Annotated in this window: 23 protein-coding genes; 13 read left to right on the top strand and 10 right to left on the bottom strand. The window is 64.9% G+C overall.

All coding sequences use genetic code 11. From position 1 onward, the window contains the following. Positions 1–14 precede the first annotated feature (14 nt). The gene (locus ACM62G_RS29155) at positions 15–992 is read left to right on the top strand and encodes a LysR family transcriptional regulator (protein ID WP_419737578.1); all 978 of its coding nucleotides are present in this window, start codon (positions 15–17) and stop codon (positions 990–992) included. 88 nt (positions 993–1,080) lie between these two features. Next, positions 1,081–1,608: a GNAT family N-acetyltransferase gene (locus ACM62G_RS29150; RefSeq protein ID WP_054061491.1), complete on the top strand. Its 528-nt coding sequence runs from the start codon at positions 1,081–1,083 to the stop codon at positions 1,606–1,608. Positions 1,609–1,623: 15 nt separating this feature from the next. On the opposite strand, the gene ACM62G_RS29145 is transcribed toward ACM62G_RS29150, so the two are convergent. From ACM62G_RS29145 to ACM62G_RS29135, 3 genes are read right to left on the bottom strand one after another with little or no spacing between them, the layout of a single operon-like run. After that, on the bottom strand, positions 1,624–3,051 hold the full coding sequence (locus ACM62G_RS29145; protein WP_419736233.1) for an efflux transporter outer membrane subunit: 1,428 nt from the start codon (positions 3,049–3,051) through the stop codon (positions 1,624–1,626). A gap of 1 nt (position 3,052) precedes the next feature. After that, entirely contained in the window at positions 3,053–4,081 is a 1,029-nt protein-coding gene (locus ACM62G_RS29140; protein ID WP_419736232.1) for an HlyD family secretion protein, read from the bottom strand. After that, positions 4,078–5,610, bottom strand: a complete 1,533-nt coding sequence (locus ACM62G_RS29135) for an MFS transporter (RefSeq protein WP_419736231.1) — start codon at positions 5,608–5,610, stop codon at positions 4,078–4,080. Before ACM62G_RS29135 ends, ACM62G_RS29140 begins: the two co-directional genes overlap by 4 nt. 96 nt (positions 5,611–5,706) lie before the next feature. Here ACM62G_RS29135 and ACM62G_RS29130 point away from each other — a divergent pair, with 96 nt between their 5' ends. Beyond that, positions 5,707–6,462 carry an IclR family transcriptional regulator gene (locus tag ACM62G_RS29130; RefSeq protein WP_419736230.1) on the top strand — a complete coding sequence of 252 codons (756 nt, stop codon included), beginning with the start codon at positions 5,707–5,709 and terminating at the stop codon, positions 6,460–6,462. Positions 6,463–6,630: 168 nt separating this feature from the next. Here the strand turns inward: ACM62G_RS29130 and ACM62G_RS29125 are convergent, their stop codons facing one another. Then, positions 6,631–6,897: a DUF2790 domain-containing protein gene (locus ACM62G_RS29125; protein ID WP_273824047.1), complete on the bottom strand. Its 267-nt coding sequence runs from the start codon at positions 6,895–6,897 to the stop codon at positions 6,631–6,633. Between the two features lie 201 nt (positions 6,898–7,098). Here ACM62G_RS29125 and ACM62G_RS29120 point away from each other — a divergent pair, with 201 nt between their 5' ends. Beyond that, positions 7,099–7,296: a hypothetical protein gene (locus ACM62G_RS29120; protein ID WP_054059729.1), complete on the top strand. Its 198-nt coding sequence runs from the start codon at positions 7,099–7,101 to the stop codon at positions 7,294–7,296. Between the two features lie 108 nt (positions 7,297–7,404). Here ACM62G_RS29120 and ACM62G_RS29115 read toward each other — a convergent pair whose 3' ends face one another. Next, entirely contained in the window at positions 7,405–7,854 is a 450-nt protein-coding gene (locus tag ACM62G_RS29115) for an Sbal_3080 family lipoprotein (protein ID WP_054059730.1), read from the bottom strand. A gap of 461 nt (positions 7,855–8,315) precedes the next feature. Between ACM62G_RS29115 and ACM62G_RS29110 the strand changes: the two genes are divergently transcribed. The 8 genes from ACM62G_RS29110 to ACM62G_RS29075 all read left to right on the top strand — a co-directional run bounded on the left by ACM62G_RS29110 (position 8,316) and on the right by ACM62G_RS29075 (position 15,034). Further along, positions 8,316–9,164, top strand: coding sequence for a transporter substrate-binding domain-containing protein (locus ACM62G_RS29110; protein ID WP_273824046.1), 849 nt, complete (start codon positions 8,316–8,318; stop codon positions 9,162–9,164). Positions 9,165–9,217: 53 nt separating this feature from the next. Further along, on the top strand, positions 9,218–9,880 hold the full coding sequence (locus ACM62G_RS29105; RefSeq protein WP_273824045.1) for an amino acid ABC transporter permease: 663 nt from the start codon (positions 9,218–9,220) through the stop codon (positions 9,878–9,880). Positions 9,881–9,889: 9 nt separating this feature from the next. Continuing rightward, complete coding sequence (locus ACM62G_RS29100; protein ID WP_419736229.1) at positions 9,890–10,552, top strand: amino acid ABC transporter permease; 663 nt, start codon at positions 9,890–9,892, stop codon at positions 10,550–10,552. Further along, positions 10,549–11,331 carry an amino acid ABC transporter ATP-binding protein gene (locus ACM62G_RS29095; RefSeq protein ID WP_054059734.1) on the top strand — a complete coding sequence of 261 codons (783 nt, stop codon included), beginning with the start codon at positions 10,549–10,551 and terminating at the stop codon, positions 11,329–11,331. Before ACM62G_RS29100 ends, ACM62G_RS29095 begins: the two co-directional genes overlap by 4 nt. Positions 11,332–11,352: 21 nt before the next feature. Then, a complete protein-coding gene (locus tag ACM62G_RS29090) occupies positions 11,353–11,739 on the top strand; it encodes a RidA family protein (RefSeq protein ID WP_054059735.1) in 387 nt (128 codons plus the stop codon). Between the two features lie 146 nt (positions 11,740–11,885). Next, the gene (locus ACM62G_RS29085; RefSeq protein WP_273826479.1) at positions 11,886–12,650 is read left to right on the top strand and encodes an IclR family transcriptional regulator; all 765 of its coding nucleotides are present in this window, start codon (positions 11,886–11,888) and stop codon (positions 12,648–12,650) included. Between the two features lie 39 nt (positions 12,651–12,689). Next, positions 12,690–13,901 carry an amino acid deaminase gene (locus ACM62G_RS29080; protein WP_419736228.1) on the top strand — a complete coding sequence of 404 codons (1,212 nt, stop codon included), beginning with the start codon at positions 12,690–12,692 and terminating at the stop codon, positions 13,899–13,901. 206 nt (positions 13,902–14,107) lie between these two features. Then, positions 14,108–15,034, top strand: a complete 927-nt coding sequence (locus tag ACM62G_RS29075; protein ID WP_419736227.1) for a sugar kinase — start codon at positions 14,108–14,110, stop codon at positions 15,032–15,034. A 135-nt stretch (positions 15,035–15,169) separates the two neighbouring features. On the opposite strand, the gene ACM62G_RS29070 is transcribed toward ACM62G_RS29075, so the two are convergent. Both ACM62G_RS29070 and ACM62G_RS29065 read right to left on the bottom strand, forming a co-directional pair. Then, positions 15,170–15,445 (bottom strand): peptidylprolyl isomerase, encoded by a 276-nt coding sequence (locus ACM62G_RS29070; RefSeq protein WP_054059738.1) that lies wholly within the window; start codon positions 15,443–15,445, stop codon positions 15,170–15,172. Positions 15,446–15,490: 45 nt separating this feature from the next. After that, positions 15,491–18,025, bottom strand: coding sequence for a PAS domain-containing protein (locus tag ACM62G_RS29065; RefSeq protein WP_419736226.1), 2,535 nt, complete (start codon positions 18,023–18,025; stop codon positions 15,491–15,493). Between the two features lie 135 nt (positions 18,026–18,160). Here ACM62G_RS29065 and ACM62G_RS29060 point away from each other — a divergent pair, with 135 nt between their 5' ends. Then, positions 18,161–19,330, top strand: coding sequence for a PilT/PilU family type 4a pilus ATPase (locus ACM62G_RS29060; protein WP_419736225.1), 1,170 nt, complete (start codon positions 18,161–18,163; stop codon positions 19,328–19,330). Positions 19,331–19,360: 30 nt separating this feature from the next. Here ACM62G_RS29060 and ACM62G_RS29055 read toward each other — a convergent pair whose 3' ends face one another. The 3 genes from ACM62G_RS29055 to xylB form a co-directional block, all read right to left on the bottom strand. Beyond that, on the bottom strand, positions 19,361–20,596 hold the full coding sequence (locus ACM62G_RS29055; RefSeq protein WP_152974402.1) for a hypothetical protein: 1,236 nt from the start codon (positions 20,594–20,596) through the stop codon (positions 19,361–19,363). Positions 20,597–20,882: 286 nt separating this feature from the next. After that, the gene (locus tag ACM62G_RS29050; RefSeq protein WP_273820678.1) at positions 20,883–21,821 is read right to left on the bottom strand and encodes a carbohydrate kinase family protein; all 939 of its coding nucleotides are present in this window, start codon (positions 21,819–21,821) and stop codon (positions 20,883–20,885) included. A 6-nt stretch (positions 21,822–21,827) separates the two neighbouring features. Beyond that, on the bottom strand, positions 21,828–23,324 hold the full coding sequence (gene xylB, locus ACM62G_RS29045; RefSeq protein WP_273820679.1) for a xylulokinase: 1,497 nt from the start codon (positions 23,322–23,324) through the stop codon (positions 21,828–21,830). Positions 23,325–23,403 lie beyond the last annotated feature (79 nt).

Here is a 23,403-nt window from a genome sequence, read left to right as displayed (position 1 = left end):
AGGGAGTCTGAATGATGTCGTTGAATGAACCCGCCCAGCGTACGGGCGACATGGAGTATCACGGCCCCGTCGAGACGCACGGGGGCTGGTTGGCGCTGGCCGAGCGGATCGAGCCGGAAACCGCACAGTTTTTTCTCGCCAGTGCGCGCTGTGGCTGCTTCATGCAGGCGGCGCGCAGCCTGAATATCAAGTCGACCCAGTTGCGCAAGCAGTTGGCGGCGCTTGAAGACCAGCTCAATCGGCCACTGTTCGTCTACCAGGGCAGCGCCCTGACCCTGAGCCGTGAAGGCCAGCACCTGCAGGCGCAACTGTTGGCCCTGGCCCACGAACGGCGGCTGCCGGTCATGGAGCAGCCACTGGTCAGGCTGGCGATTGCCGAGTCGATCCTGCACGACATCCTCGGTCGCGACCTGATCGCCCTGTTGCGTCGCAACGCCAGCGTGCGCCTGGAAATCATCCCGGTGGACAGCGTCCTGTCGTTGCAGGCGTTGAGTGCCGAGGTGGTGGTCTGGCTGTCGGATGGCGACTCGCCACTGCCCGGGCCGAGTTTCGACACGACCCCACCGCAGCCCCTGGCGCGGCTGGATTACCTGCCGCACATCGCCAAGCGCTACTCGCGGGTGGCGGTGCGTCCGGACTCGCTGCAGGACCTGGAGGACTACATGCTGGTGCAGTGGCAGCAGGATCGCCAGGTCGAAGGTTTCCAGCCGTGGAACAACGTGCTGGAGCAGCGCCTGGCCGGCGTGGTGCAGGTGCATTCCTACGAGCTGATGCTGGAAATGATCCGCTGCGGTGCCTGCATCGGTCTGCTGCCGCGCTACATCACCCGCTTCGACCGTGGCCTGGCGGCCTTGCCCGGCCTGTTCCACGAGGGCATGCAGCGGCGTGCCTGGCTGGCCACCCGGCGTGGGGCCGAGGGCAGGGAAGAGGTGCAGATGATCGTCGAGCTGATATTGAACACCTTCAGGGAGCGGCGGGAGTGGTTTGAGTAGGTCTGGCGGCCTGTGTGGCTGATTCGCCTGTAACCGTACAGGCCGCTACACTGGGCGGCCTTGTCATTTTTCATGGATTAAAAAGACGATGCCCGCCGACACTCCCGCCATCACCCTCGAACGTTTCCGCGAAGCCCATATCGACGGCGTCACCGCGCTGTACAACGAGCCTGCGGTCTGCCGTCAGGTCCTGCAGATGCCGTTCCAGTCCGCCGAGGTGTGGCGTCAGCGGTTGCTGCAGAACCAGGGCAACGAGCGCCAGCTGTCGCTGGTGGCGTTGCATCAGGGCGTGGTGATCGGCAGTTGCTCGCTGGAGCAGTATGCGCGGGTGCGGCGCAGTCATGCCGGGAGTATCGGCATGGGCGTGGCGACGGCCTGGCAGGGCAAGGGCATCGGTTCGCAGTTGCTGGCGGCGGTGCTGGAGGTGGCGGACAACTGGATGAACCTGCAGCGGGTCGAGTTGAGCGTCTATGTCGACAACCAGGCGGCCCAGGCCCTGTACCGCAAGTTCGGGTTCGAGGAGGAGGGGGTGATGCGCGCCTATGCGATTCGCGATGGAGTGTTGACCGATACGCTGAACATGGCGCGGCTTCGCCTGGGGCGCGTTGGGCGGTAGACCCTGTGGGAGTTTTCAACTGTCCTTGGCAGGCTGTGGCCAGCCCCCGCCCAGTGCCTTGTAGAGCTGCACCAGGTTGGTCGACACGCGGGTCGCGCTGTCGGCCAGTTCGCTCTGGTTGGCGATCAGCGCTCGCTGTACGCCCAGCACGTTGATGAAGTCGACCGCACCCTCCTTGTAGCGCTGCCGGGCATTGGCCAGGGCGATCCGGTTCTGCTTCACCGCTTCTTCCAGGGCCGCATGGTGACGCTGTTCGGCGCTGTAGTCGGTCAGCGCATTGTCCACCTCATGCCAGGCAGCGAGCACCGTACGCTGGTAGTTCAACGCCGCTTCCTGCTGCTGGTGCTCGCGCAGTTCGAGCGTTCCGGTCAACCGGCCGCCCTGGAAGATCGGCAGGTACAGGCTGGGACCGAAACTCCATTGCCGCGAACCCCAACTGCCGATGTCCGAACCCTGCAGCGCCTGGAAACCAAAGCCGCCGCCTAGGCTGACCCGTGGATAGAAGTCGGCCTCGGCCACGCCGATGGCGGCGGTGGCGCGGTGCAGGGCGGCTTCGGCCTGCTGGATGTCAGGGCGCCGTTGCGCCAGTTCCGAAGGCAGGCCGACCGGCACCCGGAGCGGGGGCAGGGGAATCGCTGCCGGAGGCAACAGCCGTGCGCTCAGGCTGCCCGGCTGTTCGCCGAGCAGATAGCTCAGGGCATTGATCAGATGGGCCTGCTGCGCCTCGAGCAAGGGCAGGCGGGCTTCGATATCGGCAACCTGGGCGGCGGCATTGGCGGTGTCCAGCTGGGTGGTCACGCCGTTGTCGTAGCGGGTCTGGGTGAGGTCGCGACTCTGCCGGGCGATGTCGAGGTTCTGCCGCGCCACTTCCAGGCGCGCCTGGGTACCACGCAGGCGCAGGTAGTCAGTGGCGGTTTCCGCCGCGACGCTGAGCAGCACGCCGTCGCGCTGGGCGCGGCTGAGCTCGACCGCGGCCCCGGCGCGTTCGAGGCCGCGTCGTACATGGCCCCACAGGTCGACTTCCCAACTGGCATCGAGGCCCAGGTTCCACAGCTCGAAAGGCGATTTGCCGCTGTGGCCCGAGGCGTCCATCAGACCGACGGCGCTGTTGCGCTGGCGCTGGTAGCTGCCGTCGGCCGCCACCCCGGGCAGTTGCTCCGCACCGGCGATCTGGCGGGCCGCCCGGCTCTGCAGCAGACGTTCATTGGCGGTGCGCACATCGAAGTTGGCCTGGGCGGCGCGTTCGACCAGTTCGCTCAGCAACGGATCGTTGAATTGCCGCCACCAGTGGGCCTCGATGGCCCGGGTGGCGGCATTGCTGCGCACCTCCCGGGGTTCTGCGGCCCAGGTGGCGGGCAGTCGAGCGGCAGGCCTGGAGAAGTCGGGGCCAACGCTGCAGGCGCCGAGTCCGAAAAAGGCCAGCAGGTAAAAATAGCCACGCATCCTATCGATTCTCCAGGGTGATGACCCGGGCAATCACCGACATGCCGACCCGCAGGTCGTTCAGGCCGGGCTGGTCATGGTCGAAGACGATTTTCACCGGAATCCGTTGTACCACCTTGGTGAAGTTGCCGGTGGCGTTGTCCGGGGCAATCGCGGAGAAGCTCAGGCCGGTGGCGGGCGCGAGACTGTCGACATGGCCGTTGTAGGTGCGGTCGGGAAAGCTGTCGATGCTGATGTCGACGGCCTGGTTCGGCTGCATGTGGGCCAGTTGGGTCTCGCGGAAGTTGGCGACGACGTAGGCATCGCTGATCGGGACCACCGCCATGACTGCCTTGCCCGGCGCGACATAGGCGCCGACGCGGACGCTGCGTTGGCCGACCACGCCATCGTGGGGCGCGACGATCCGGGTATAGGACACCTCCAGATCGGCCTTGAGCAGCGCGGCGCGGGCCTGTTCCACTGCTGCGTGGGCCATCTCCAGGCGGGCCTTGAGCACTTCCCGGTTCTTCTGCTGTTCCAGCCTGGCCGCCGCGTCGTGGTCGTGCACGGCCTGCCAGCGGGCCAGTTCGGCATCGGCTTTCTGCTGTTCTTCGCGGGTGCCGGCACCGGAACTGGACAGGTTGCGATAGCGCTGGGCATTGGCCTGGGCGAACTTCAGTGAGGCCGCCGTCGAGCGCAGGGTGGCGTCGGCCTGGGTGATCAGCGTCGCCTGGCGTTCGAGCTCCGCCGCAAGGTCCTTCACCTGGGCCTGGGCCGCGTTGACCGCGGCGATGGCAGCCGCCTGCGCGGCCTGATAGTCGCGGGCATCGATTTCCAGCAGCAGTTGGCCGGCCTTGACCGGTTCATTGTCGGCCACCGCGACCTTGCTCACCACGCCGGCGATCTGCGGGGCAATCAGTACCGAATCGGCGGTGATGCGGGCGTCGTCGGTGCTCTGCGTGCCGTCGTTGCGCAGCAGGTGATAGCCGCTGTAAGCGACGATCAGGAGTACGGCACCCCCGACCAGGCTGAGAGAGAGTTTCGGTTTCATGGCATTTTCGGCGCTTGGGGAGGGAAAGGGCGGGTCGGCAGGGTCAACAGGAGAATCGTCAGGATCGCCATCAGCCCGATCATGGCCAGGAAGGCATCGCTGAAACTCAATACGAAGGCCTGTTCGCGCAGGCGCGCGGCCATGCCGGCCAGCGGCTGTTCATCGAGCAGCGGAATCAGGGCCTGCTGGTTGGCGGCCCATTGGTCAACCAGGGTGTTGGAATGCAGGTGCTGGCGGGTGGTGATGAAATTCTCCAGCAGGACCGCGCCGATCACCGAGGACAGGCCACGCAGCGAATTGACCATGGCCGAGGCGAAGGGGCCCTCGATGGGCTGGATCACGCCGGTGGCGACCATCAGCAGCGGTACGACGATCATCGGCTGGCCGAGGGCCTGCAGCAGTTGCAGCGGGTAGAAATCTTCGCGGACCCAGGCGCTGGTCAACTGCGAGCCACCGAGGCAGGCCAGGGTCATCAGCAGCAGGCCGCAGGCGATCACGTAGCGCGAGTCGACCCAGTTGCGGTTGATCACTGTGGCGACCAGGGGCGCCAGCAGCAGTTGCGGCAGGGCGATCAGCAGGGCCAGCGGCATGCTTTGCTCGGCGCGGTAGCCCTGGATATGGGCCAGGTAGTTGGCGGGCAGGGCGACGCTGGACATCGAGACCATGACGAACAGCGCCAGGGTGGCGATGCCATAGGCGAAGTTGCGCCGTTCCAGCAGTTGCACCTTGAACAGCGGCAGCGGGTGGAACCACTCGTTGAGCAGGAACAGCGGCAGGCAGAGGGCCGCGCCACCCAGCAGCAGGCCGATCAGCGGCGAGGCGAACCAGTCCAGGCGTTCGCCCTGCAGCAGGCCGATCACCAGCATGGCCAGGCCGCCGCAACCGAGCAGCGCGCCGCGCCAGTCGGCCTGCCTGAAACGCTCCAGGCGCAGCGGGTCCTGCGGGATGCCGTAGGCGATGAAGGCGGTGGCGAGCAGGCAGCAGGGTGCGATCTGCCAGAACACCAGGCGCCAGTCGAGGTTTTCGGTCCAGGTGGCGGCCAGGGGCAGGGAAATGTTCGGGCCGAAGGTGGCGGTGAGCGCATAGGCCGACAAACCGTAGAGCTTGTAGTGCCAGGGCAGGAAACGCAGGGCCACGGTCATCAGCAAAGGCGGCAGGGCGCCGCCGGCCAGGCCCTGCAATACCCGCAGCAGCAACAGCGCCTCAAGGTTCGGCGCCAGGGGGCAGAGCACGCCGAAAAGGCCGAAGGCCAGGGTCATGGCCATGGCGAAGCGCCGCAGCGAGAAGGTCACCGCCAGCCAGGGCGCGATCAGCATCGCCGAGACTTCCGCCGCTGCATACAATGCGCTGATCCAGGTGCCTTCGTCATGGCCGATGCCGAACGCCCCCAGCACATCCGCCAGTGCCAGTTCGGTGACGCGGTCGTTGATGCCCGAGGTCAGGGCGGCGATCAGTACGCCGACCAGTCCGATGATCAGCCGCCGATCGAAGGGAACGGCCACGGGTGGCCCGGGGGGTGGGGACAGCATGCACGCAAATCCTGTGGAAGGCGGTTGCGCGAAAACGTCACCGCTAACAATATTTCGGTACACTGTATCAGTGAGCGGTACAAAGGAGCAATGTCGATGTCAGTCCCTGAAACCGAACGTGGGGGTATCCAGGTGATCAGCCGGGCGGCTGCCATTCTGCGCTGCCTGGAGGACGAACCGGGGGGCTTGAGCCTGGGGGCGATCGCCAAGCGCATCGATCTGCCGCGCTCGACGGTCCAGCGGCTGGTCGATGCCCTGGCCCAGGAACAGTTACTGGAAATCCAGGGGCCGGCCGGGGTGCGCCTGGGGCCGGCGCTGATGCGCCTGGCGTCCCACAGCCATATCGATGTGACGCAAAAGGCCAGGCCCTACCTGGAACAGCTGTCGCGCGAGACCGGTGAAACCGCGGTGCTGCTGCATGCCAGCGGTGCCGAGTTGCTGATTCTGCAGATGGCGGTGTCGAACCAGCCGTTGCGGGTGGTGCCGGATGCCAGTTCGTTCCTGACCATGCATGCGACTTCGGGTGGCAAGGTGCTGTTGGCGCGGATGAGCGACGAGGCGGTGGTACAACTGCTGGGCAAGCAGCTCAAGAGCCTGACGCCCATGACCAAGACCCATTGGCCGGACCTGCTGGCGGAGCTGGCGGAGGTGCGGCGCACGGGGGTGGCTTTCGATGCCGACGGGCATATGCCGGGGGTGAGCGCCATGGGTGTCGAGCTGTTGGCCGGGCAAAGTGCCTACGCGTTGTGCGTGGTGGCGCCGTCGGCGCGCCTGGAAGGGGCTCGGGAGGCGGTGAAGGGGCGGCTGCTGGCAACGCAGAAGGCCATGCTCAAGGCTTTCGACAGCCGCTGAGCCTGGGGCAGCGCCTGCTTGCGGGGGATTTCATTAGGGTAGGCAGGGCTCTGGGGCCCATTCGCGGGCAAGCCCGGCTCCTACGGTTCGAGGGAGTACGCCAGATTGTGAACGACACAAAATTGTAGGAGCCGGGCTTGCCCGCGAATGGGCCTTCGAAACCCTGCCTCAGTTGTTGAAGTTGCAGGCATCCGACAGCTTGCGATAGCTGACTTCCTCGGTCTTGCCGGCCTTGTCGATGAACTTCATGTCGGCCTTGACCACCTTGCAGTCCGCGGTGGGCTGTTCGGTCATCGAGATGACCTTGTCGATATTCAGGGGCATGCCGTAGTGATAGGGCACGGCCTGGGCGGTGGCAGCCGTGTCGGCCTGGGCCACGCCGGCGAAGGCACTCAGGGCCAGGGCACCGCTCATCAGTAAGGTGCGAAACTTCATGATCTTTCTCCGAATCAGGCTGAACAAGGGTCCAATCGCCAGGGCATTGGACATGCCGCGCAAGGCGGCAGGGGAGATCTGCGCTGACGCGGTCGACTTCACTTTCCCTGCACACGATTAACGCTGAATTAAGTGCGGAGCTTTTTATTAGGCTGCTAATTAAATGGTGCAGCCGCCACCGATCGGGAGGCGAAAGTATTCATGCGAAAGTTAATGTCAAAAACACATCACTCGCTGCTAGAATCCTTAACCGTTTGTTGGAAGGGTCAAAAAAACGACGGTGATTTCTACAGCCTATTTCGGGGGATCAGCATGGCCAAGGGGTTTGCACTGTACATGACCGGCATGACGGCAGTGATGGCGACGTTCGCCGTGGCGGTGGTGATGCTGCTGCACTGAGCGCGGCCGCGACACTTTCCAGACAGCTCGAACAGGGTGCCGTTGCGTTCCCGCACGCGAGCCCCAGGGGGATGCCTGGCACTCGCGCCTGCCTGGGCTGTTGCGATCTCAGCGCTGGGCGCTCAGGGGGCGCACGCCGATCGGGAACAACTGGTCGGTCAGTTCCTTGATCTTGCTTTCGGCGTTGATGAACTTGTCCATGCGCAATGAGCCGCTCCTTGAGTTATAGGTTGCCGAGCCGACTTCCCGGCCGAACTGGTAGACCCTGATATCCACTTCCGACAGATACAGCGCCATGTCCCAGCTCCAGCGCCCCAGCAGGGTGCTGCTCAGGGGGCAGTTCTGCGGGTTGCTGACGCTGGGCAGCACTTCCACGGTAAAACCCTTGGCCTTCAGGGCATTGCCATAGGCTTCGGTAAACGACTCACGCACGCCATCAGCCGGGATCACGCAGATCCGTGCGGCGGGGTTGGCGGCGAAATCGACTGGGGTGACCTGCTGCCTGATGCTGCAGCCGGTGATCAGGGTAACTAAACAGAGCAGAAGCAGGGAACGCATCGCGACATCCATGTAGGCCCGCAAGGGCGGTGGGAAGAGAGGGCGGGATACTAGCTGTTTGCTCGGGTGCCGCAAAGCAGAAGCCGCTGCGCTGGTCCGGATTTCGTGCTGCTCCTGGCGGCCCATTCGCGGGCAAGCCCTGCTCCTACAGGGTGATGTCGTACACAAGATTTGCATGCGGCAAAAAACGATGGGAGCAGGGCTTGTCCGCGAAGCGCCTGATCTTCGCTCCTGCACCGCCTTGGGGCCTTGGCACCCACCATCGTTGCCTTCCGTAGCATTTGCCCACGCGCACCTTGTGTAACCGGTTTCCTGCAGAAAAACCTATCTCTCTGATTTTCCTGAACTTTACCGAGCCGGTTAACGACCGCGATTTCCTGTGGCACACTTTCTGCTCTATATTCCGTTGTTACATACCAAGTTCCGCTATAGCGGAATACACATCATCGGAGTGCAACGTCATGCAACGCGTACCTTCCTTGTTCAAAGCCTGTGCTTTCATTCTGGCCGCCACGGCGGCTGCGGTAGGGACGGCCCAGGCCGCCGACAGCAAGCTCGACAGCGTGCTCAAGCGCGGTCACCTGATCGTCGGCACCGGCAGCACCAACGCGCCCTGGCACTTCCAGGGGGCGGACGGCAAGTTGCAGGGCTTCGATATCGACATCGGCGCCATGATCGCCAAGGGCCTGTTCAACGACCCGAGCAAGGTCGAGTACGTGGTGCAGTCGTCGGATGCGCGGATTCCCAACCTGCTGACCGACAAGGTCGACATCAGTTGCCAGTTCATCACCGTCACCGCCAGTCGTGCCCAGCAGGTGGCGTTCACCCTGCCGTATTACCGCGAAGGCGTCGGCCTGCTGCTGCCGGAAAACAGCAAGTACAAGGAAATCGAGGACCTCAGGGCCGCCGGCGACAAGGTCACCGTGGCCGTCTTGCAGAACGTCTATGCCGAGGAACTGGTGCACCAGGCGTTGCCCAAGGCCAAGGTCGACCAGTACGACAGCGTCGACCTGATGTACCAGGCCGTGAACTCCGGCCGCGCCGACGCCGCTGCCACCGACCAGTCCTCGGTCAAGTACCTGATGGTGCAGAACCCCGGCCGCTACCGCAGCCCTGCCTACGCCTGGAGCCCGCAGACCTATGCCTGTGCGGTCAAGCGCGGCGACCAGGACTGGCTGAACTTCGTCAACACCGCCCTGCACGAGTCGATGACCGGGGTCGAGTTCCCGACCTACGCCGCCTCCTTCAAGAAGTGGTTCGGTGTCGACCTGCCCACTCCGGAAATCGGTTTCCCCGTCGAATTCAAGTGATCTCTCCAGAGCAGGGCGCCGCGTGCGGTGCCCTGTCGAAGGTACTGTGAACCATGAACTATCAGTTGAATTTTGCTGCCGTGTGGCGCGACTTCCCCAGCTTGCTGGCGGGGCTCGGCCTGGGCCTGGAGCTGGCACTGGTGTCGATCGCCATCGGCTGCGTGATCGGCCTGATGATGGCGTTCGCCCTGCTCAGCCAGCACCGCACCTTGCGTACGCTGGCCTCGGTGTACGTCACGGTGATCCGCAACACGCCGATCCTGGTGCTGATCCTGTTGATCTACTTCGCCATGCCGAGCCTGGGCATCCGCCTGGACAAGATCCCTTCGTTCATCATCACCCTGTCGCTGTATGCCGGGGCCTACCTGACCGAAGTGTTCCGCGCCGGCCTGCTGAGCATTCCCAAGGGCCAGCGCGAGGCGGGGCTGGCGATCGGCCTGGGCGAGTGGCAGGTGCGTGCCTACATCACGGTGCCGGTGATGCTGCGCAACGTGCTGCCGGCGTTGTCCAACAACTTCATCTCGCTGTTCAAGGACACCTCCCTGGCGGCCGCCATCGCCGTGCCGGAGCTGACCTATTACGCCCGCAAGATCAACGTGGAGAGCTACCGGGTGATCGAGACCTGGCTGGTCACCACCGCCCTCTACGTGGCTGCCTGTTACCTCATTGCCCTGATGCTGCGTCAGCTCGAACAGCGTCTGGCGATCCGCCGCTAGGAGCCTGTCATGTACGAATCCCCCCATTGGCTGCATGAGTTGTGGATCGCCCGCGAGCCGTTGTGGCAGGGCTTTCTGACCAGCGTGCAGTGTTCGGCCCTGGCGATTGTCTGCGGCACGCTGATCGGCATCGTCGCCGGGCTGGTGCTGGCCTACGGCAATGTCTGGATGCGCCTGCCATTTCGCCTGTACGTCGACCTGATCCGCGGTACGCCGGTGTTCGTCCTGGTGCTGGCCTGCTTCTACATGGCCCCGGCCCTGGGCTGGCAGATCAGTGCGTTCCAGGCCGGTGCCCTGGGCCTGACGCTGTTCTGCGGCTCCCATGTCGCGGAAATCGTCCGCGGTTCGCTGCAGGCCATTCCCCGCGGGCAGATGGAAGCCAGCCAGGCCATCGGCCTGACCTTCTTCCAGGCGCTCGGATACGTGCTGTTGCCCCAGGCCCTGCGGCAGATCCTGCCGACCTGGGTCAACTCGTCCACCGAGATCGTCAAGGCCTCGACCCTGTTGTCGGTGATCGGCGTTGCCGAGCTGTTGCTCAGCACCCAGCAGGTGATCGCCCGGACCTTCATGACCCTGGAGTTCTACCTGTTCGCCGGGTTCTTGTTCTTCATCATCAACTACGCCATCGAACTGCTCGGTCGGCATATTGAAAAGCGGGTGGCGTTGCCATGATTGCGACAAACGACAAGCAAGCACTGCTCAGCATTCGCGGGCTGCACAAGCAATACGGTCAGCTCGAAGTGCTCAAGGGTGTCGACCTGGACATGCACCGTGGCAACGTGGTCACGCTGATCGGTTCCAGCGGATCGGGCAAGACCACGCTGCTGCGCTGCGTGAACCTGCTGGAAGAGTTCCAGGGCGGGCAGATCACCCTCGATGGCGAGTCGATCGGCTACAGCGAGGTCGATGGCAAGCGCGTCCGTCATCCGGAGAAGGTGATCGCCCAGCACCGGGCCATGACCGGGATGGCGTTCCAGCAGTTCAACCTGTTCCCGCACCTGACCGCGTTGCAGAACGTCACCCTGGGCCTGCTCAAGGTCAAGAAGCTGCCCCGGGACCAGGCGGTGGCCCTGGCGGAGAAATGGCTGGAGCGGGTCGGCCTGCTGCAGCGCCGCGATCACTATCCGGGGCAACTGTCCGGCGGCCAGCAGCAGCGGGTGGCGATCGCCCGGGCCATTGCCATGAACCCGAGCCTGATGCTGTTCGATGAAGTGACCTCGGCGCTGGACCCGGAACTGGTCGGCGAAGTGCTGGCGGTGATCAAGGGGTTGGCCGAGGAGGGCATGACCATGTTGCTGGTCACTCACGAGATGCGTTTCGCCTTCGAGGTGTCGGACAAGATCGTTTTCATGAATCAGGGGCGCATAGAGGAACAGGGACCACCCAAGGAACTGTTCGAGCGCCCGCAGTCGCCGCGTCTGGCGGAATTCCTCAGGAACACCCGTTTTTAACTTTCACTCAAGGAGCACATCATGAGCATTACTCGTTACGGCACTGGCAGCACCGCGGGTGGCGGGCAGCCGCGTCCCTTCGCCCGGGCCGTCGAAGCCGATGGCTGGCTGCACGTGTCCGGCCAGGTGCCGGCGGTGGATGGCGAGATCATCAGCGGCGGGATCGTCGAACAGACGCACCAGACCATGAAGAACCTGATCGCGATTCTCGAGGAGGCCGGCTACGGTCTGGAGGATGTGGTGCGGGCCGGTGTCTGGCTGGAGGACCCGCGGGATTTCTGGAGTTTCAACAAGGTGTTCGCCGAGTACTTCAAGCCCGAGCATGCGCCGGCGCGGGCCTGCGTGCAGGCGAGCATGATGGTCGACTGCAAGGTCGAGATCGACTGTATCGCCTACCGGAAGAAGTGAGCCTGGGGCGCCGTTCGCGGGCAAGCCGCGCTCCTACAGACAGCACAGACCTGTAGGAGCGTGGCTTGCCCGCGAATGGGCCCTAACGATCACCGCGGCACTCTGGGTAAACTCCCCGGCAAATTTTCCATGGGATTGCACCAATCATGAGCGAAGACACCATCAAGCGCCGCGCAAAGGGACTGGACCGGGCGTTCGATATCCTCGATTACCTCAAGGAGGTCGGCCAGCCATTGCGTCCCAACGACATCGCCGGTGGCATCGGCAGCCCCAAGTCGACGGTCTACGAGCTGGTGGCTTCGTTGCTGGAGCGGCGGATCCTGGAGCCGGTCGGCAAGGAAGGGCATGTCTACCTCGGTCGCCAGCTGTACTTTCTCGGCCAGGCCCACCTGCGCCACTTCGACCTGAGCCGCGAGGCCGATCACGCCTTGCAGGAGATCGTCAGCCAGACCCGCGAGACCGCGCAGATGTGCCTGCTTAACGGGCGCAAGTACACGGTGGCGCTGATGAAGGAGGGCGAGCGGCATTTCCGCATCTCCTCGGATATCGGCGAAAACGCGCCGATTCCCTGGACGGCATCCGGTCGTCTGCTGCTGGCGCACCTGAGCGATCAGGAAATCGTCGACCTGATCGATCCCGACGACTTCATCCTGCCCGACGGCCAGCGCCTGCCCCTGGAGGTGTTCCTCAAGGAAATCCGCCAGGCCGGAATCGACGGGTTCTTCTCCTTCGACAGCGTTGCCGACACTTTCACCCACTGTTTCGCCGCGCCGGTCAAGGATGAGCGCGGCATCTGCATTGCGACCCTGTGCATCGTCGCCCCAAGGGCCGATGCGAAGAACAACTACCACGACTATCGCCGGGTGCTGATCGACAGCGCGAACAACCTGGCGCGTCGGATCAACGATTAGCAGCGGCTGCCTGCGGCCGCGTTTCGAGGAGTCAGAGACATGCCTGTGAACCTTCCCCCGGTGGAAAAGGGCGCGGCCGCCATCGGCGCCCAACTGGTCAGTGATGTCAGCCTGCCGGCGCTGGTGCTGCACCGTGCGGCGCTGGAACACAATATCCGCTGGATGCAGGACTTCGTGCAGCGCAGCGGCGCCGAACTGGCCCCCCACGGCAAGACCAGCATGGTCCCGGCGCTATTCCGGCGCCAACTGGCCGAGGGCGCCTGGGGCCTGACCCTGGCCACCGCAGTGCAGACCCGGGCCGGCTATGCCGCCGGCGTACGACGGGTATTGATGGCGAACCAGCTGGTGGGCACGGCGAACATGGCGCTGATCGCCGAGCTGCTGGCGGACCCGGCGTTCGAGTTCCATTGCATGGTCGACCACCCGGACAACGTCGCCGCCCTGGGCGGGTTCTTCGCCGGCCGTGGCCTGAAACTCAACGTGATGATCGAGTACGGCGTGGTCGGCGGCCGCTGTGGCTGCCGCAGCGAGCAGGAGGTGCTCGACCTCGCCCGGGCGATCCGGGCCCAGCCGGCGCTGGCGTTGACCGGGATCGAAGGCTATGAAGGGGTGATCCACGGCGACCAGGCCGTCAGCGGCATCCGTGCCTTTGCCGGTTCCCTGGTGCGCCTGGCGGTGCAGTTGCAGGACAGCGGCGCCTTCGCCATCACCAAGCCGATCATCACCGCTTCGGGCTCGGCCTGGTATGACCTGATCGCCGAGGAGTTCAAGGCGCAGAATGCCGATGGGCGTTTTCTCAGTGTGCTGCGCCCCGGCAGTTATGTGGCCCATGACCATGGCATCTACAAGGAGGCGCAGTGCTGCGTACTGCATCGCCGCGCCGATCTGGATGAAGGCCTGCGCCCGGCGATGGAGGTCTGGGCCCATGTGCAGTCGATGCCGGAACCGGGCTTTGCGGTGATCGCCCTGGGCAAGCGCGACGTGGCGTTCGATGCCGGGTTGCCGATGCCGTTGCGACGCTACCAGGCCGGGGTGGCGGCGGCGCTGGGCGAGGATGTCAGTGCCTGCAAGGTCACGGCGGTGATGGACCAGCACGCTTTCATGAGCGTGGCGCCGGGCTGTGAGTTGCGGGTGGGGGACATCATCTCCTTCGGGACCTCCCACCCGTGCCTGACCTTCGACAAGTGGCGGGTGGGGTGCATTGTCGATGAGCAGTTGCGGGTGATCGAAACCTTCGAGACCTGTTTCTAGGCTGTGTACGAAATTGTTTGAAACGCAGGTTAGGCAAGGCAAAAACCGGCGAGTAAGCGGAGTTTACTGGAGTAAATGAGCATTCCGAGCCGGTTTTTAACGCCGCATAACCAAGTTTCAAGCGATTTCGTACATAGCCTAGCCTGAGATCGCTTTCGCGGGCTTGCCCGCGAACAGGCCCGACACACCATCACGAGATTCCCAGCATGAGCACCCTGACCCTGCCTCCTCCGCGCATCGCCCTGATCGGCGAATGCATGATCGAACTGCAACAACACGCCGATGGCAGCCTGCGGCAAAGCTTCGGCGGCGACACCCTGAACACCGCGGTGTACCTCTCCCGCGAACTGGCCGGGCGCGGCTCGGTGGATTACGTCACGGCCCTGGGCGACGACAGCTTCAGCGACGCCATGTGCCGGATCTGGGCCGAGGAGGGCATCGGCCTGGGCCTGGTCCAGCGCCTGCCCGGTCGTTTGCCCGGGCTGTACTGCATCCAGACCGATGAGCGCGGCGAGCGGCGCTTCCTCTACTGGCGCAACGAGGCGGCGGTCCGCGATTGCTTCACCGCCGCCACGGCCGCGCCGGTCCTGGCGGCGCTGCCGGACTACGACGTGCTGTATTTCAGCGGCATCACCCTGGCGGTGCTCGGCGAAACCGGCCGGGACAAGCTGCTCGCGGTGCTGCGTCAGGCGCGTGAGGGCGATACCCGGGTGGTCTTCGACAACAACTACCGGCCACGGCTGTGGACAGGTGTCGAGCAGGCCCGGGCGGCCTATCGCTCGGTGCTGCCCTACGTCGACACGGCGCTGCTGACCCTGGAGGACGAGCAGGCGTTGTTCGGGCATGCCGATGCCGGCGCGGTGTTCAGTGCTGGCGAGGCGTTCGGTATTGCCGAGGTGGTGATCAAGCGCGGGGCCGAAAGCTGCCTGATCCGGTGCGCGGGCCAGGCGTTCGAGGTGCCGGCGCAGCAGGTCGAGACGGTGGTCGATACCACGGCGGCGGGGGACTCGTTCAGTGCCGGCTACCTGGCCAGTCGGCTGACGGGTGGCGATCCACAGGCGGCGGCACTGGCCGGACATCGACTGGCGAGCCGGGTGATTCAGGTGCGTGGTGCGCTGATCCCACGGGACTGATCCGGACGTCGGGGGGCCTTGCCGGCCTCTTCGCGGATGAACCCTGCTCCCATAGTGTCAGCGTCGTTCGCAGGATTCATGCACGGCGCGAGCACTTGTGGGTTTATCCGCGAAGCACGATAACGCGGTCTACCTTCAGTCGCGGTAAAAAACCTGCACCAGGTGATAGCCGAACTTGCTCTTGATCGGCCCGTGCACGGTGCGCAGCGGTTTCTTGAAGATCACCTGGTCGATGGCCCCCACCATCTGCCCCGGGCGGATTTCGCCGAGGTCGCCGCCGCGCTTGCCCGAGGGGCAGGTGGAATGCTTCCTGGCCAGCACGTCGAAGGCCTCGCCCTTGGCGATGCGCTGCTTGAGCTGTTCGGCCTCCTCGGCGGTCCTGACCAGGATATGACGGGCTTGGGCTTTCATTGACGGGCTACCTTGAAACGCTGGGGCGCGCGATTATGCCTGAAATCAGCCGCAATGGCCGAGCATGTCGCGCACCCGGTTGGCCAGCAGGTCCAGGGTGAAGGGTTTGGCGATCAGGTCCATGCCTTCCTCGAGGAAACCCTGGCGTTCGGCGGCTTTTTCCGCATAACCGGTCATGAACAGCACCTTGAGCCCGGGGCGGTGCTGGCGGGCGATCTCGGCCAACTGCCGGCCGTTCATGCCCGGCAGGCCCACGTCGGTGACCAGCAGGTCGATGCGCAGCGCCGATTCCAGCAGCGGCAGGGCGGTCCTGGCATCGGCGGCCGGATGAACGGTGTAGCCCAGCTCGTCCAGCAGGTTGAGCACCAGCATGCGCACCGCCGGGTCGTCCTCGACCACCATCACCGACTCATCGACTGATGCGGTCGGCGATTGCGGGCAGTCCGCAGGTGGCTCGTCCTCGACGGCCTGGGCGTGAAAGCGTGGCAGGTACAGACGCACGCAGGTGCCTTCGCCGGGTTTGCTGTGCAGGGTGACATGGCCGCCGGATTGCTGGGCGAAACCATAGATCATCGACAGGCCCAGGCCCGTGCCCTGGCCGATCGGCTTGGTGGTGAAGAACGGGTCGAAGGCCTTGGACATCACCGACGGGCTCATGCCGGTACCGTTGTCGCTGACGCCGATCATCACGTAGTCGCCGGCCTTGACCGGTTCCACCGTGCTGATGTCGCTGCCGTCGAGGTAGCTGTTCGCCGTCTCGATCAGCAGCGTGCCGCCATGGGGCATGGCGTCGCGGGCGTTGATGACCAGGTTGAGCAGGGCGCTTTCCAGCTGTCCGGTGTCGGTATTGACCGGCCAGACGTCCTGGCCGAGGCGCACCTGCAGCTCGATGTGGGCGCCCTTGGTGCGGCTGAACAGCTCCTCCAGCGATTGCACCAGCTGGTTCGGCTCGATGCGTCTGCGGTCCAGCGACTGTCGGCGGGAGAACGCCAGCAGGCGGTGGGTCAGGGCGGCTGCGCGCTGGGCGGAGTTGACCGCGGCATCGGCAAAGCGGCCGATCTCGGCGCTGCGCCCGGCGGCGATGTAGCGTTGCATCAGGTCCAGGCTGCCGATGATGCCGGTGAGCATGTTGTTGAAGTCATGGGCGATGCCGCCGGTGAGCTGGCCGACCGCCTCCATCTTCTGCGCATGGCGCAGGGCGTCTTCGGCGCGCTCGCGCTCGAACATCTCGTTCTGCAGGCGCTGGTTCGACTCGGCCAGCGCCTGGGTGCGCTGGGCGACGCGCTCCTCAAGGGTTTCGTTGAGGTTGCGCAAGGCTTCCTCGGTGCGTTTGCGCTCGGTTTCATCGCTGACGAAGATGTAGAAGCCGTTCACCGCGCCATCCTGGCCGTGGCGCGGCAGGTAGCGCATGTTGGCGTGCCGCGTGCTGCCGTCGCGATAGGGCGTGTCGAGGCTGAAGCTGCAGGCCTTGCCCGCCAGGGCCCCGGCGACATGTTCGGCGCGCATGGCATAGGCCTGTTCGCCGAGCACTTCGCGCAGGGTCTTGCCGTAGAGTTCCTGTGGGGTCTTGCCGAACCAGTCGAGATAGGCGCTGTTGTTCAGGCGAAAGCGCTCCTCGCGGTCGACGTAGGCGATCAGCGCCGGCACCGCGTTGATCACCAGTTGCAGCTCGGTCTGGCTCTGGCGCAGGGCCTGTTCGTTCTGCTTGCGTTCGGTGATGTCGAGGGCGGCGCCGACGAAGCGTTGGGCGCGACCATGGGGCCCCTGATAGCAGCGGCCGCGGGCGAACACCCAGCGGATCTGGCCGTCGGTCTGTACCCGGTATTCCTCGGCGTGCTCGGTGTTGTTCTCCAGGCAGTGCTTGATGCCGCGAGCGACCAGGCCCCGGTCTTCCGGGTGCACGCTTTCCATGTACACGCTGAGGGGCGTCTGTGCCGCCAGTGCCGGGTCGACGCCATGCAGCCGGGCAAACCGGGCATCGGTGACGAAACGGTCCTGGTCGATATCCCAGTCCCAGGTGCCGAGGGTGCCGGTGGCGGCCATCGCCAGTTGCAGGCGTTCCTCGCTGTCGCGCTGGGCCTTGATGCTGGCCTCGGAGCGTTGCTCCAGTTCCTGGGCGCGCAGCCGTCGTTCGTTGACTTCGATGGCGGTGGCCAGCACGCCGGCCACCTCGCCGGACTCGTCGCGCACCGGGCTGTAGGTCAGGTCCAGCCAGAGGTCGGTGTCACCTTCGGGGCGCTGCAGGATGAACTGCTGTTCCGCCAGCTCGACGCTGCGGCCCTGGGTCACGGCCTGTAACAGCGGTGCGCTAAACTCCAGGTATTGCGGCCAGGTCAGTGCAAACGCTTGCCCGAAGGCCTGGGGATGCTGGTTGCCGCAGAGCCGGGAAAAACGGTCGTTATAGATCTGCACTCGCTCCGTGCCCCACAACAGCAGCATCGGCATGGGGGAATGGACGACGATATCGACAGCGGTGCGCAGGCTCTGCGGCCAGTCCTGACGCGGGCCGAGGGCGGTTTGCGACCAGTCCAGGCAAGCGAGCAGGGTGGCGACATCGTTGTCGTGGGGCAATCCGTTCATAAACCTGCCTTGAAGATGAAGCTTTGGGTTGCGTGGCGGGCCATTATCCCGCCAAGCTGTAGCGCGTTGCCAATCTGAAATGACGCCTGGTTGAGCATTTCAACCTCATTCGAATGTATTGCGGACATCGTTGCCATGGAAATCCACGCCTTGTTGAAACTCCTTGCCGCCCAGGACGGTTCGGACCTGTACCTGTCGACCGGGGCGCCGCCCTGCGCCAAGTTCAATGGCGTACTCAAGCCGCTGGGCACCGAAGCGCTCAAGACCGGCGAGGTGGCGCTGATTGCCGACGGTATCATGGACGCCGAACAGCGCCAGCAGTTCGAACGGGAGTTGGAAATGAACCTGGCGTTGTCGTTGTCGGGTGTCGGGCGCTTCCGGGTCAATATCTTCAAGCAGCGCAACGAGGTTTCCATCGTAGCCCGCAACATCAAGCTGGAAATACCCCGTTTCGAAGACCTCAAGTTGCCGCCGATCCTGCTTGAAACCATCATGGAAAAGCGTGGCCTGGTGCTGTTCGTCGGTGCCACCGGCTCGGGCAAGTCCACCTCCCTGGCGGCGCTGATCGACTACCGCAACCGGCATAGCAGCGGGCACATCATCACCATCGAGGACCCGGTGGAGTATATTCACCGGCACAAGAAGTCGATCATCAACCAGCGCGAGGTAGGGGTCGACACCCGCAGTTTCCATGCCGCGCTGAAAAACACCCTGCGCCAGGCCCCGGACGTGATCCTGATCGGCGAGATCCGCGACCGTGAAACCATGGAGCACGCCCTGGCCTTTGCCGACACCGGGCACCTGGCGATTTCCACCCTGCATGCCAACAATGCCAACCAGGCGCTGGACCGGATCATCAACTTCTTCCCCGAGGACCGTCGCCCGCAGTTGCTCAACGACCTGGGCAACAACCTGCAGGCCTTCGTCTCTCAGCGTCTGGTGCGCACTACCGACGGCAAGCGCCGGGCCGCGGTCGAGGTGATGCTGGGGACACCGACGATCCGCGATTTCATCAAGCGCAACGAGTTCTCCGAACTCAAGGGCATCATGGAGAAATCCGAGGTCAGCGGCATGCTGACCTTCGACACGGCGCTGTTCAACCTGGTGGTGGAGGGGGCGATCGACGAGGAGGAGGCGCTGAAGAACGCCGACTCGGTGAACAACCTGCGCCTGCGCCTGAAATTGCATCAGGACGGCGGGGCTCTGACCCCGCAGAGCACACCACCCGCGCCGCCGGTGGCGGCTCGGGAGCTGGATGTGAAGGACTGGGGCCTGGTGGAGGACGGCGAAGACGGCCCGGGTTGAGCGGGCTGCCCGGCGCTCCCGAGGATCGGTTCAGGGCAGGATTGCTCTGAGCGCTACGACTTTCCCCGCGACCGTGGCTGTGGCAGCGGCATAGCTGCCGCTGCTATCCATGTCGATACCCTGGACCGGCTGCCCCTGATAGCTGCCCCAGGCCTGCAGACCGTTTTCAACTGTCCAGGTGGCACCGTTGACGATCTGTGCCGTATTGGTCTGGTCCAACAGCAGGCGATTGCTGCTCGCCAGCGCGACGATAGCGAGGGATGTGATGTTCGCCGGTGGGGTGACGAACCATATGCGGCTGGCTGCCGGTTGCCAGAGCGCCGCCCCGAAGCCACCCGATGTCAGCTGATAGGTGACCGCCACATAACCGAGTTCATTGGCGAATTTGGCCTGGTTGGCCGGGTGCCCGGACATATTGAGCAACTTCGGCGCACTGGACGGGGTTTCCCAGTAGGCGGCTGTCGGCTTGGAGGTTGCCGGGTCCAGGCAGGTACCGAAAACCTGGCGCTGTGTGTTGACGGCAACGAGTTCGCAATGGCTGTTGGTGGGCACCTGCAGATTGACCACGGTAAAGCCCAGCAGCCCGTTGGTGGCAAGCTTTGGCGTTACCGTGCCACCGGGGCCGGGGCAGTTGAGCGCGATGGCGAGATTGTTGAATGCCTGGTTATTGACCCCGACAGGCAGGCAGTTGTCGCGCACCAGCGGTACGTCGAGCAGGGCCAGAGCGACGGCGTTGCCCTGGTTCCAGACAACGGAGGTGGCCTGTCCTGCACTGTTCAGGCTCTGGCCGGCGGTGAACCCCGTGACGCGGCTGCGGGAGGTGGCTTTGGCGCTGGTGTCGGGCAGCAGCCCGGTGCCGAGCAGCGACAGCGGTTTGTCCTCGGTGGGGTTGTTGAGTCCGGATGACCAGGTTGTTACACGTGCCAGGCCACTGGGTGCCGTGCAGACACCGAGTATGCGATTGGGACTTCCCGTCGATGGTTCGTTGCTGATGCTGTTGGCGCGACATGAATCACCGCTGTTCAGCGGGGTCAGCGCGACACCCGGATCGACCCAGGCCCGATCGGGGCCGCCCGGTGTATCGGAGCCGATGGCTCCGACGACCTTGCCGGTGCTGTTCACCGATTGAGCGATGCTGCTGGCGGTAGCGCTGGTGGGCCCCACGGGCTGAAAGGTGGCGGCGTGCGCGAGCGGTGCGATGAGTCCGACGGACAGGACGCCACAGGTCATGAGCGTGGTTGCATGAGCTTTCAGAAGGCTTGCCATGTTTGATCCATCCTTGATGAGACGTTTCTCTGGCTCACCTGTGACGACCTTCTACAAGTGACGGGCTTAGGCTATGTACGAAATCGCTTGAAACTTGGTTATGCGGCGTTAAAAACCGGCTCGGAATGCTCATTGACAACCAGTCAACTGCGCTTCCTCGCCGGTTTTTGCCTTGCCTAACCTGCGTTTCAAACAATTTCGTACACAGCCTAGTTAACGCTACGGCCTCTCGTTTGCCACCTGTCAGAAATGACAGTTCGAGGCACCATCCGTCGTTTTCCTGCCGTCAGACCACCTGGTGGCGATAGGGCAGGTCCGGCCCGATGCGGCTGCAGGTGATCGCGGCCGCGCGGACGGCGAAGTCGAGCATGGCTTCGATCTGGGTCTTTTCCAGGCGCTCCAGGCCCTGCACCGAATCCAGTTGCTGCTCGGTCAGCCAGGCGATCAGCGCCGCCTGGAAGGTGTCGCCAGCCCCCACGGTATCGGCCGTGGTGACTTGTCGGGCCGGCACCGACCAATGCCCGTGGCGACGACTGTAGACGCTGGCACCCTGGCGGCCACGGGTCAGGAATAGCAGTTGGCAGCGCTGCTCCAGCCATTCCCGGGCGACGTCCTGCGGTTCGCGATCGGGGTAGAGCAGGTGCAGGTCCTCGTCACTGACCTTGATCAGGTCGGCGTGGGCCGCCAGGGCGGCGATGCGTTGGCGCCACAGCCCGATGTCCGGCTGCGGGTTGAGGCGTACGTTGGGGTCGAGGGTGATCAGCCGGCGTCCGCTTTCCCGGCGGACCAGCGTCAGCAGGGTATCGGCGATCGGCTGCACCACCAGCGAGTAGGAGCCGATATGCAGGCCGCGCACCGCGTCGTCCAGGGGCGGCAGGTGTTCCGGCAGCAACTGGCGGTCGGCACAGCCCTCGCCACGAAAGCTGTACTGGGGCGAGCCATCGGCACCGACGGCAACCATCGCCAGCGTGGTGGGCGCGTCGAAAGCCCGCAGGTAGTCGGCACGCACGCCTTCCTCCTGGAGAACCTGTTGCAGGCGGCGCCCCAGGTAGTCGTTGGACAGCCCGGCCAGCAGCGCCGCCTCCACGCCCAGGCGGCGCAGGCCCACCGCGACGTTGAACGGCGAACCGCCGGCAATCGCCTTGAAATTCACTTTCGAGGTTTGCCCGCTCGCGTCGGGCTCGCTGAAGAAATCGAACAGCGCTTCACCACAGACCAGATACATGGATGCTCACTCTTGCTCTTGAAGGGCCGCGACCTGTTGGCGGTAGCGGTGATAAATCGGTTGATAGGCGCTGACATGGGCCGGGATCGGCCGGGTCTCGCTGCCGGTATCGAGGCTGACGCAACGCTCGCACAGTTCGGCGAGGCCGTGAAGCGCTCCGGACTCGCACCAGGCCGCCTGGATCGCCGCACCGAGGGCGGCGCCCTCGCTCTGTTCGGTGCAGATGACCGGAGTATTCATGATGTCGGCGACCATCTGCCGCCAGACCGGGCTTTTCGCGCCGCCGCCGATCAGGCGGATGCTCTGGCCCTGCAGGCCGTTGCCGCGCAGCAGGTCGAGGCCATAGCGCAGGCCGAAGGTTGTGCCCTCGACCACGGCGCGGCACAGGTTGGCCGGGTTCAGGTTGGTCAGGGTCAGGCCCAGCAGGCTGCCGCTGGCCCGGGGCAGGGCCGGCACCCGCTCGCCGTTGAGGAACGGCAGCATGCTGACGCCCTCGGCGCCGATGGGGGCCTGTGCCACCAGGGCGTTGAACTCGTCGAGCCCGAGCCTGAACAGTTCGCGCACCGCGCCGGTGGCGTTGGTCAGGTTCATGGTGCAGATCAGCGGCAGCCAGCCGCCGCTGGAGGAGCAGAACGCCGCCACTGCGGCATCCGGGCTGATCAGCGGCTGCTCGGCATAGGCGTAGACAGTGCCGGAGGAGCCCAGGCTCATGGTGATCACGCCGGGCTGGATATTGCCGGTGCCGATGGCGCCCATCATGTTGTCGCCACCACCGCTGGCGACCACGGCCCGGGGGTTGATGCCCAGCCGCCGGGCGATGGCGGGCTGTATCCGGCCGACTGGCTGGTGGGCCTCGATCAGTTCCGGCAGGGCCGCCTGCAGGCGGCCGCTGGGGTCGATGTGCTGGAGCAGCGGCCGGTCCCAGTCACGTCGGCGCACGTCGAAATAGCCGCTGCCGGAGGCATCGCCATACTCGGCGCAGGCCCGGCCGGTGAGCCAGTGGTTGAGGTAGTCGTGTGGCAGCAGGACATGGGCGATGCGGGCGAACAGGTCCGGGTGCTGCTCCCGGGTCCAGAGCAGCTTGGACACGGTGTAGCCGGGGGCGATCACCAGGCCCAGGCGCGCCAGCGAGCCCGCTTCGCCGCCCAGGTAGTCGAGCAGGCGCTGGTTTTGCGGGGTGCTTTCGGTGTCACACCAGAGTTTCGCCGGGCGCAGGGCCTGGCCCTGTTCGTCGAGCAGCACCAGCCCGTGCTGCTGCCCGGAAACGCCGAGGCCACGGATGGCGTGGCCATCGATTTGTGCGGCTTGCAGGGCCTGGTGGGTGGCCTGGATGAACGCCTCCAGCCATTGCCCGGTGTCCTGCTCGCGGCGGCCGTTGGCGCCGCTGATCAGGTCGTGGCGGGCCGAGCCCTGGCCCAGCACCTGGCCGCTGACGCTGTCGAGGACAAGGGCCTTGGTGCCTTGGGTGCCGCAGTCAATGCCGAGGTAGAGTTTCTGGTTCATGGTGGTGCCTGGTGGTTGGGGCGCGCCCCCGGTCGTGGTGTGAACACAACCCTGTAGGAGTCGGGCTTGCCCGCGAAGG

This window comes from Pseudomonas sp. COR18, from assembly GCF_048568395.1.
Taxonomy (GTDB): Bacteria; Pseudomonadota; Gammaproteobacteria; order Pseudomonadales; family Pseudomonadaceae; genus Aquipseudomonas; species Aquipseudomonas fuscovaginae_B.
The sequence above is the reverse complement of the archived record's forward strand: the minus strand, read 5'-3'. Positions and strand labels throughout refer to the sequence as shown.

Bases quoted from the DNA above. Each gene is read 5' to 3' on its own strand.
- ACM62G_RS29105 (WP_273824045.1), top strand. From the start codon at position 9,218: ATGAACTATCAGTTGAATTTTGCTGCCGTGTGGCGCGACTTCCCCAGC.
- ACM62G_RS29120 (WP_054059729.1), top strand. From the start codon at position 7,099: ATGCGAAAGTTAATGTCAAAAACACATCACTCGCTGCTAGAATCCTTA.
- ACM62G_RS29060 (WP_419736225.1), top strand. From the start codon at position 18,161: ATGGAAATCCACGCCTTGTTGAAACTCCTTGCCGCCCAGGACGGTTCG.
- ACM62G_RS29130 (WP_419736230.1), top strand. From the start codon at position 5,707: ATGTCAGTCCCTGAAACCGAACGTGGGGGTATCCAGGTGATCAGCCGG.
- xylB (WP_273820679.1), bottom strand. From the start codon at position 23,324: ATGAACCAGAAACTCTACCTCGGCATTGACTGCGGCACCCAAGGCACC.
- ACM62G_RS29145 (WP_419736233.1), bottom strand. From the start codon at position 3,051: ATGCGTGGCTATTTTTACCTGCTGGCCTTTTTCGGACTCGGCGCCTGC.
- ACM62G_RS29055 (WP_152974402.1), bottom strand. From the start codon at position 20,596: ATGGCAAGCCTTCTGAAAGCTCATGCAACCACGCTCATGACCTGTGGC.
- ACM62G_RS29075 (WP_419736227.1), top strand. From the start codon at position 14,108: ATGAGCACCCTGACCCTGCCTCCTCCGCGCATCGCCCTGATCGGCGAA.
- ACM62G_RS29110 (WP_273824046.1), top strand. From the start codon at position 8,316: ATGCAACGCGTACCTTCCTTGTTCAAAGCCTGTGCTTTCATTCTGGCC.
- ACM62G_RS29150 (WP_054061491.1), top strand. From the start codon at position 1,081: ATGCCCGCCGACACTCCCGCCATCACCCTCGAACGTTTCCGCGAAGCC.
- ACM62G_RS29155 (WP_419737578.1), top strand. From the start codon at position 15: ATGTCGTTGAATGAACCCGCCCAGCGTACGGGCGACATGGAGTATCAC.
- ACM62G_RS29140 (WP_419736232.1), bottom strand. From the start codon at position 4,081: ATGAAACCGAAACTCTCTCTCAGCCTGGTCGGGGGTGCCGTACTCCTG.
- ACM62G_RS29135 (WP_419736231.1), bottom strand. From the start codon at position 5,610: ATGCTGTCCCCACCCCCCGGGCCACCCGTGGCCGTTCCCTTCGATCGG.
- ACM62G_RS29115 (WP_054059730.1), bottom strand. From the start codon at position 7,854: ATGCGTTCCCTGCTTCTGCTCTGTTTAGTTACCCTGATCACCGGCTGC.
- ACM62G_RS29125 (WP_273824047.1), bottom strand. From the start codon at position 6,897: ATGAAGTTTCGCACCTTACTGATGAGCGGTGCCCTGGCCCTGAGTGCC.
- ACM62G_RS29100 (WP_419736229.1), top strand. From the start codon at position 9,890: ATGTACGAATCCCCCCATTGGCTGCATGAGTTGTGGATCGCCCGCGAG.
- ACM62G_RS29095 (WP_054059734.1), top strand. From the start codon at position 10,549: ATGATTGCGACAAACGACAAGCAAGCACTGCTCAGCATTCGCGGGCTG.
- ACM62G_RS29050 (WP_273820678.1), bottom strand. From the start codon at position 21,821: ATGTATCTGGTCTGTGGTGAAGCGCTGTTCGATTTCTTCAGCGAGCCC.
- ACM62G_RS29080 (WP_419736228.1), top strand. From the start codon at position 12,690: ATGCCTGTGAACCTTCCCCCGGTGGAAAAGGGCGCGGCCGCCATCGGC.
- ACM62G_RS29065 (WP_419736226.1), bottom strand. From the start codon at position 18,025: ATGAACGGATTGCCCCACGACAACGATGTCGCCACCCTGCTCGCTTGC.
- ACM62G_RS29090 (WP_054059735.1), top strand. From the start codon at position 11,353: ATGAGCATTACTCGTTACGGCACTGGCAGCACCGCGGGTGGCGGGCAG.
- ACM62G_RS29085 (WP_273826479.1), top strand. From the start codon at position 11,886: ATGAGCGAAGACACCATCAAGCGCCGCGCAAAGGGACTGGACCGGGCG.
- ACM62G_RS29070 (WP_054059738.1), bottom strand. From the start codon at position 15,445: ATGAAAGCCCAAGCCCGTCATATCCTGGTCAGGACCGCCGAGGAGGCC.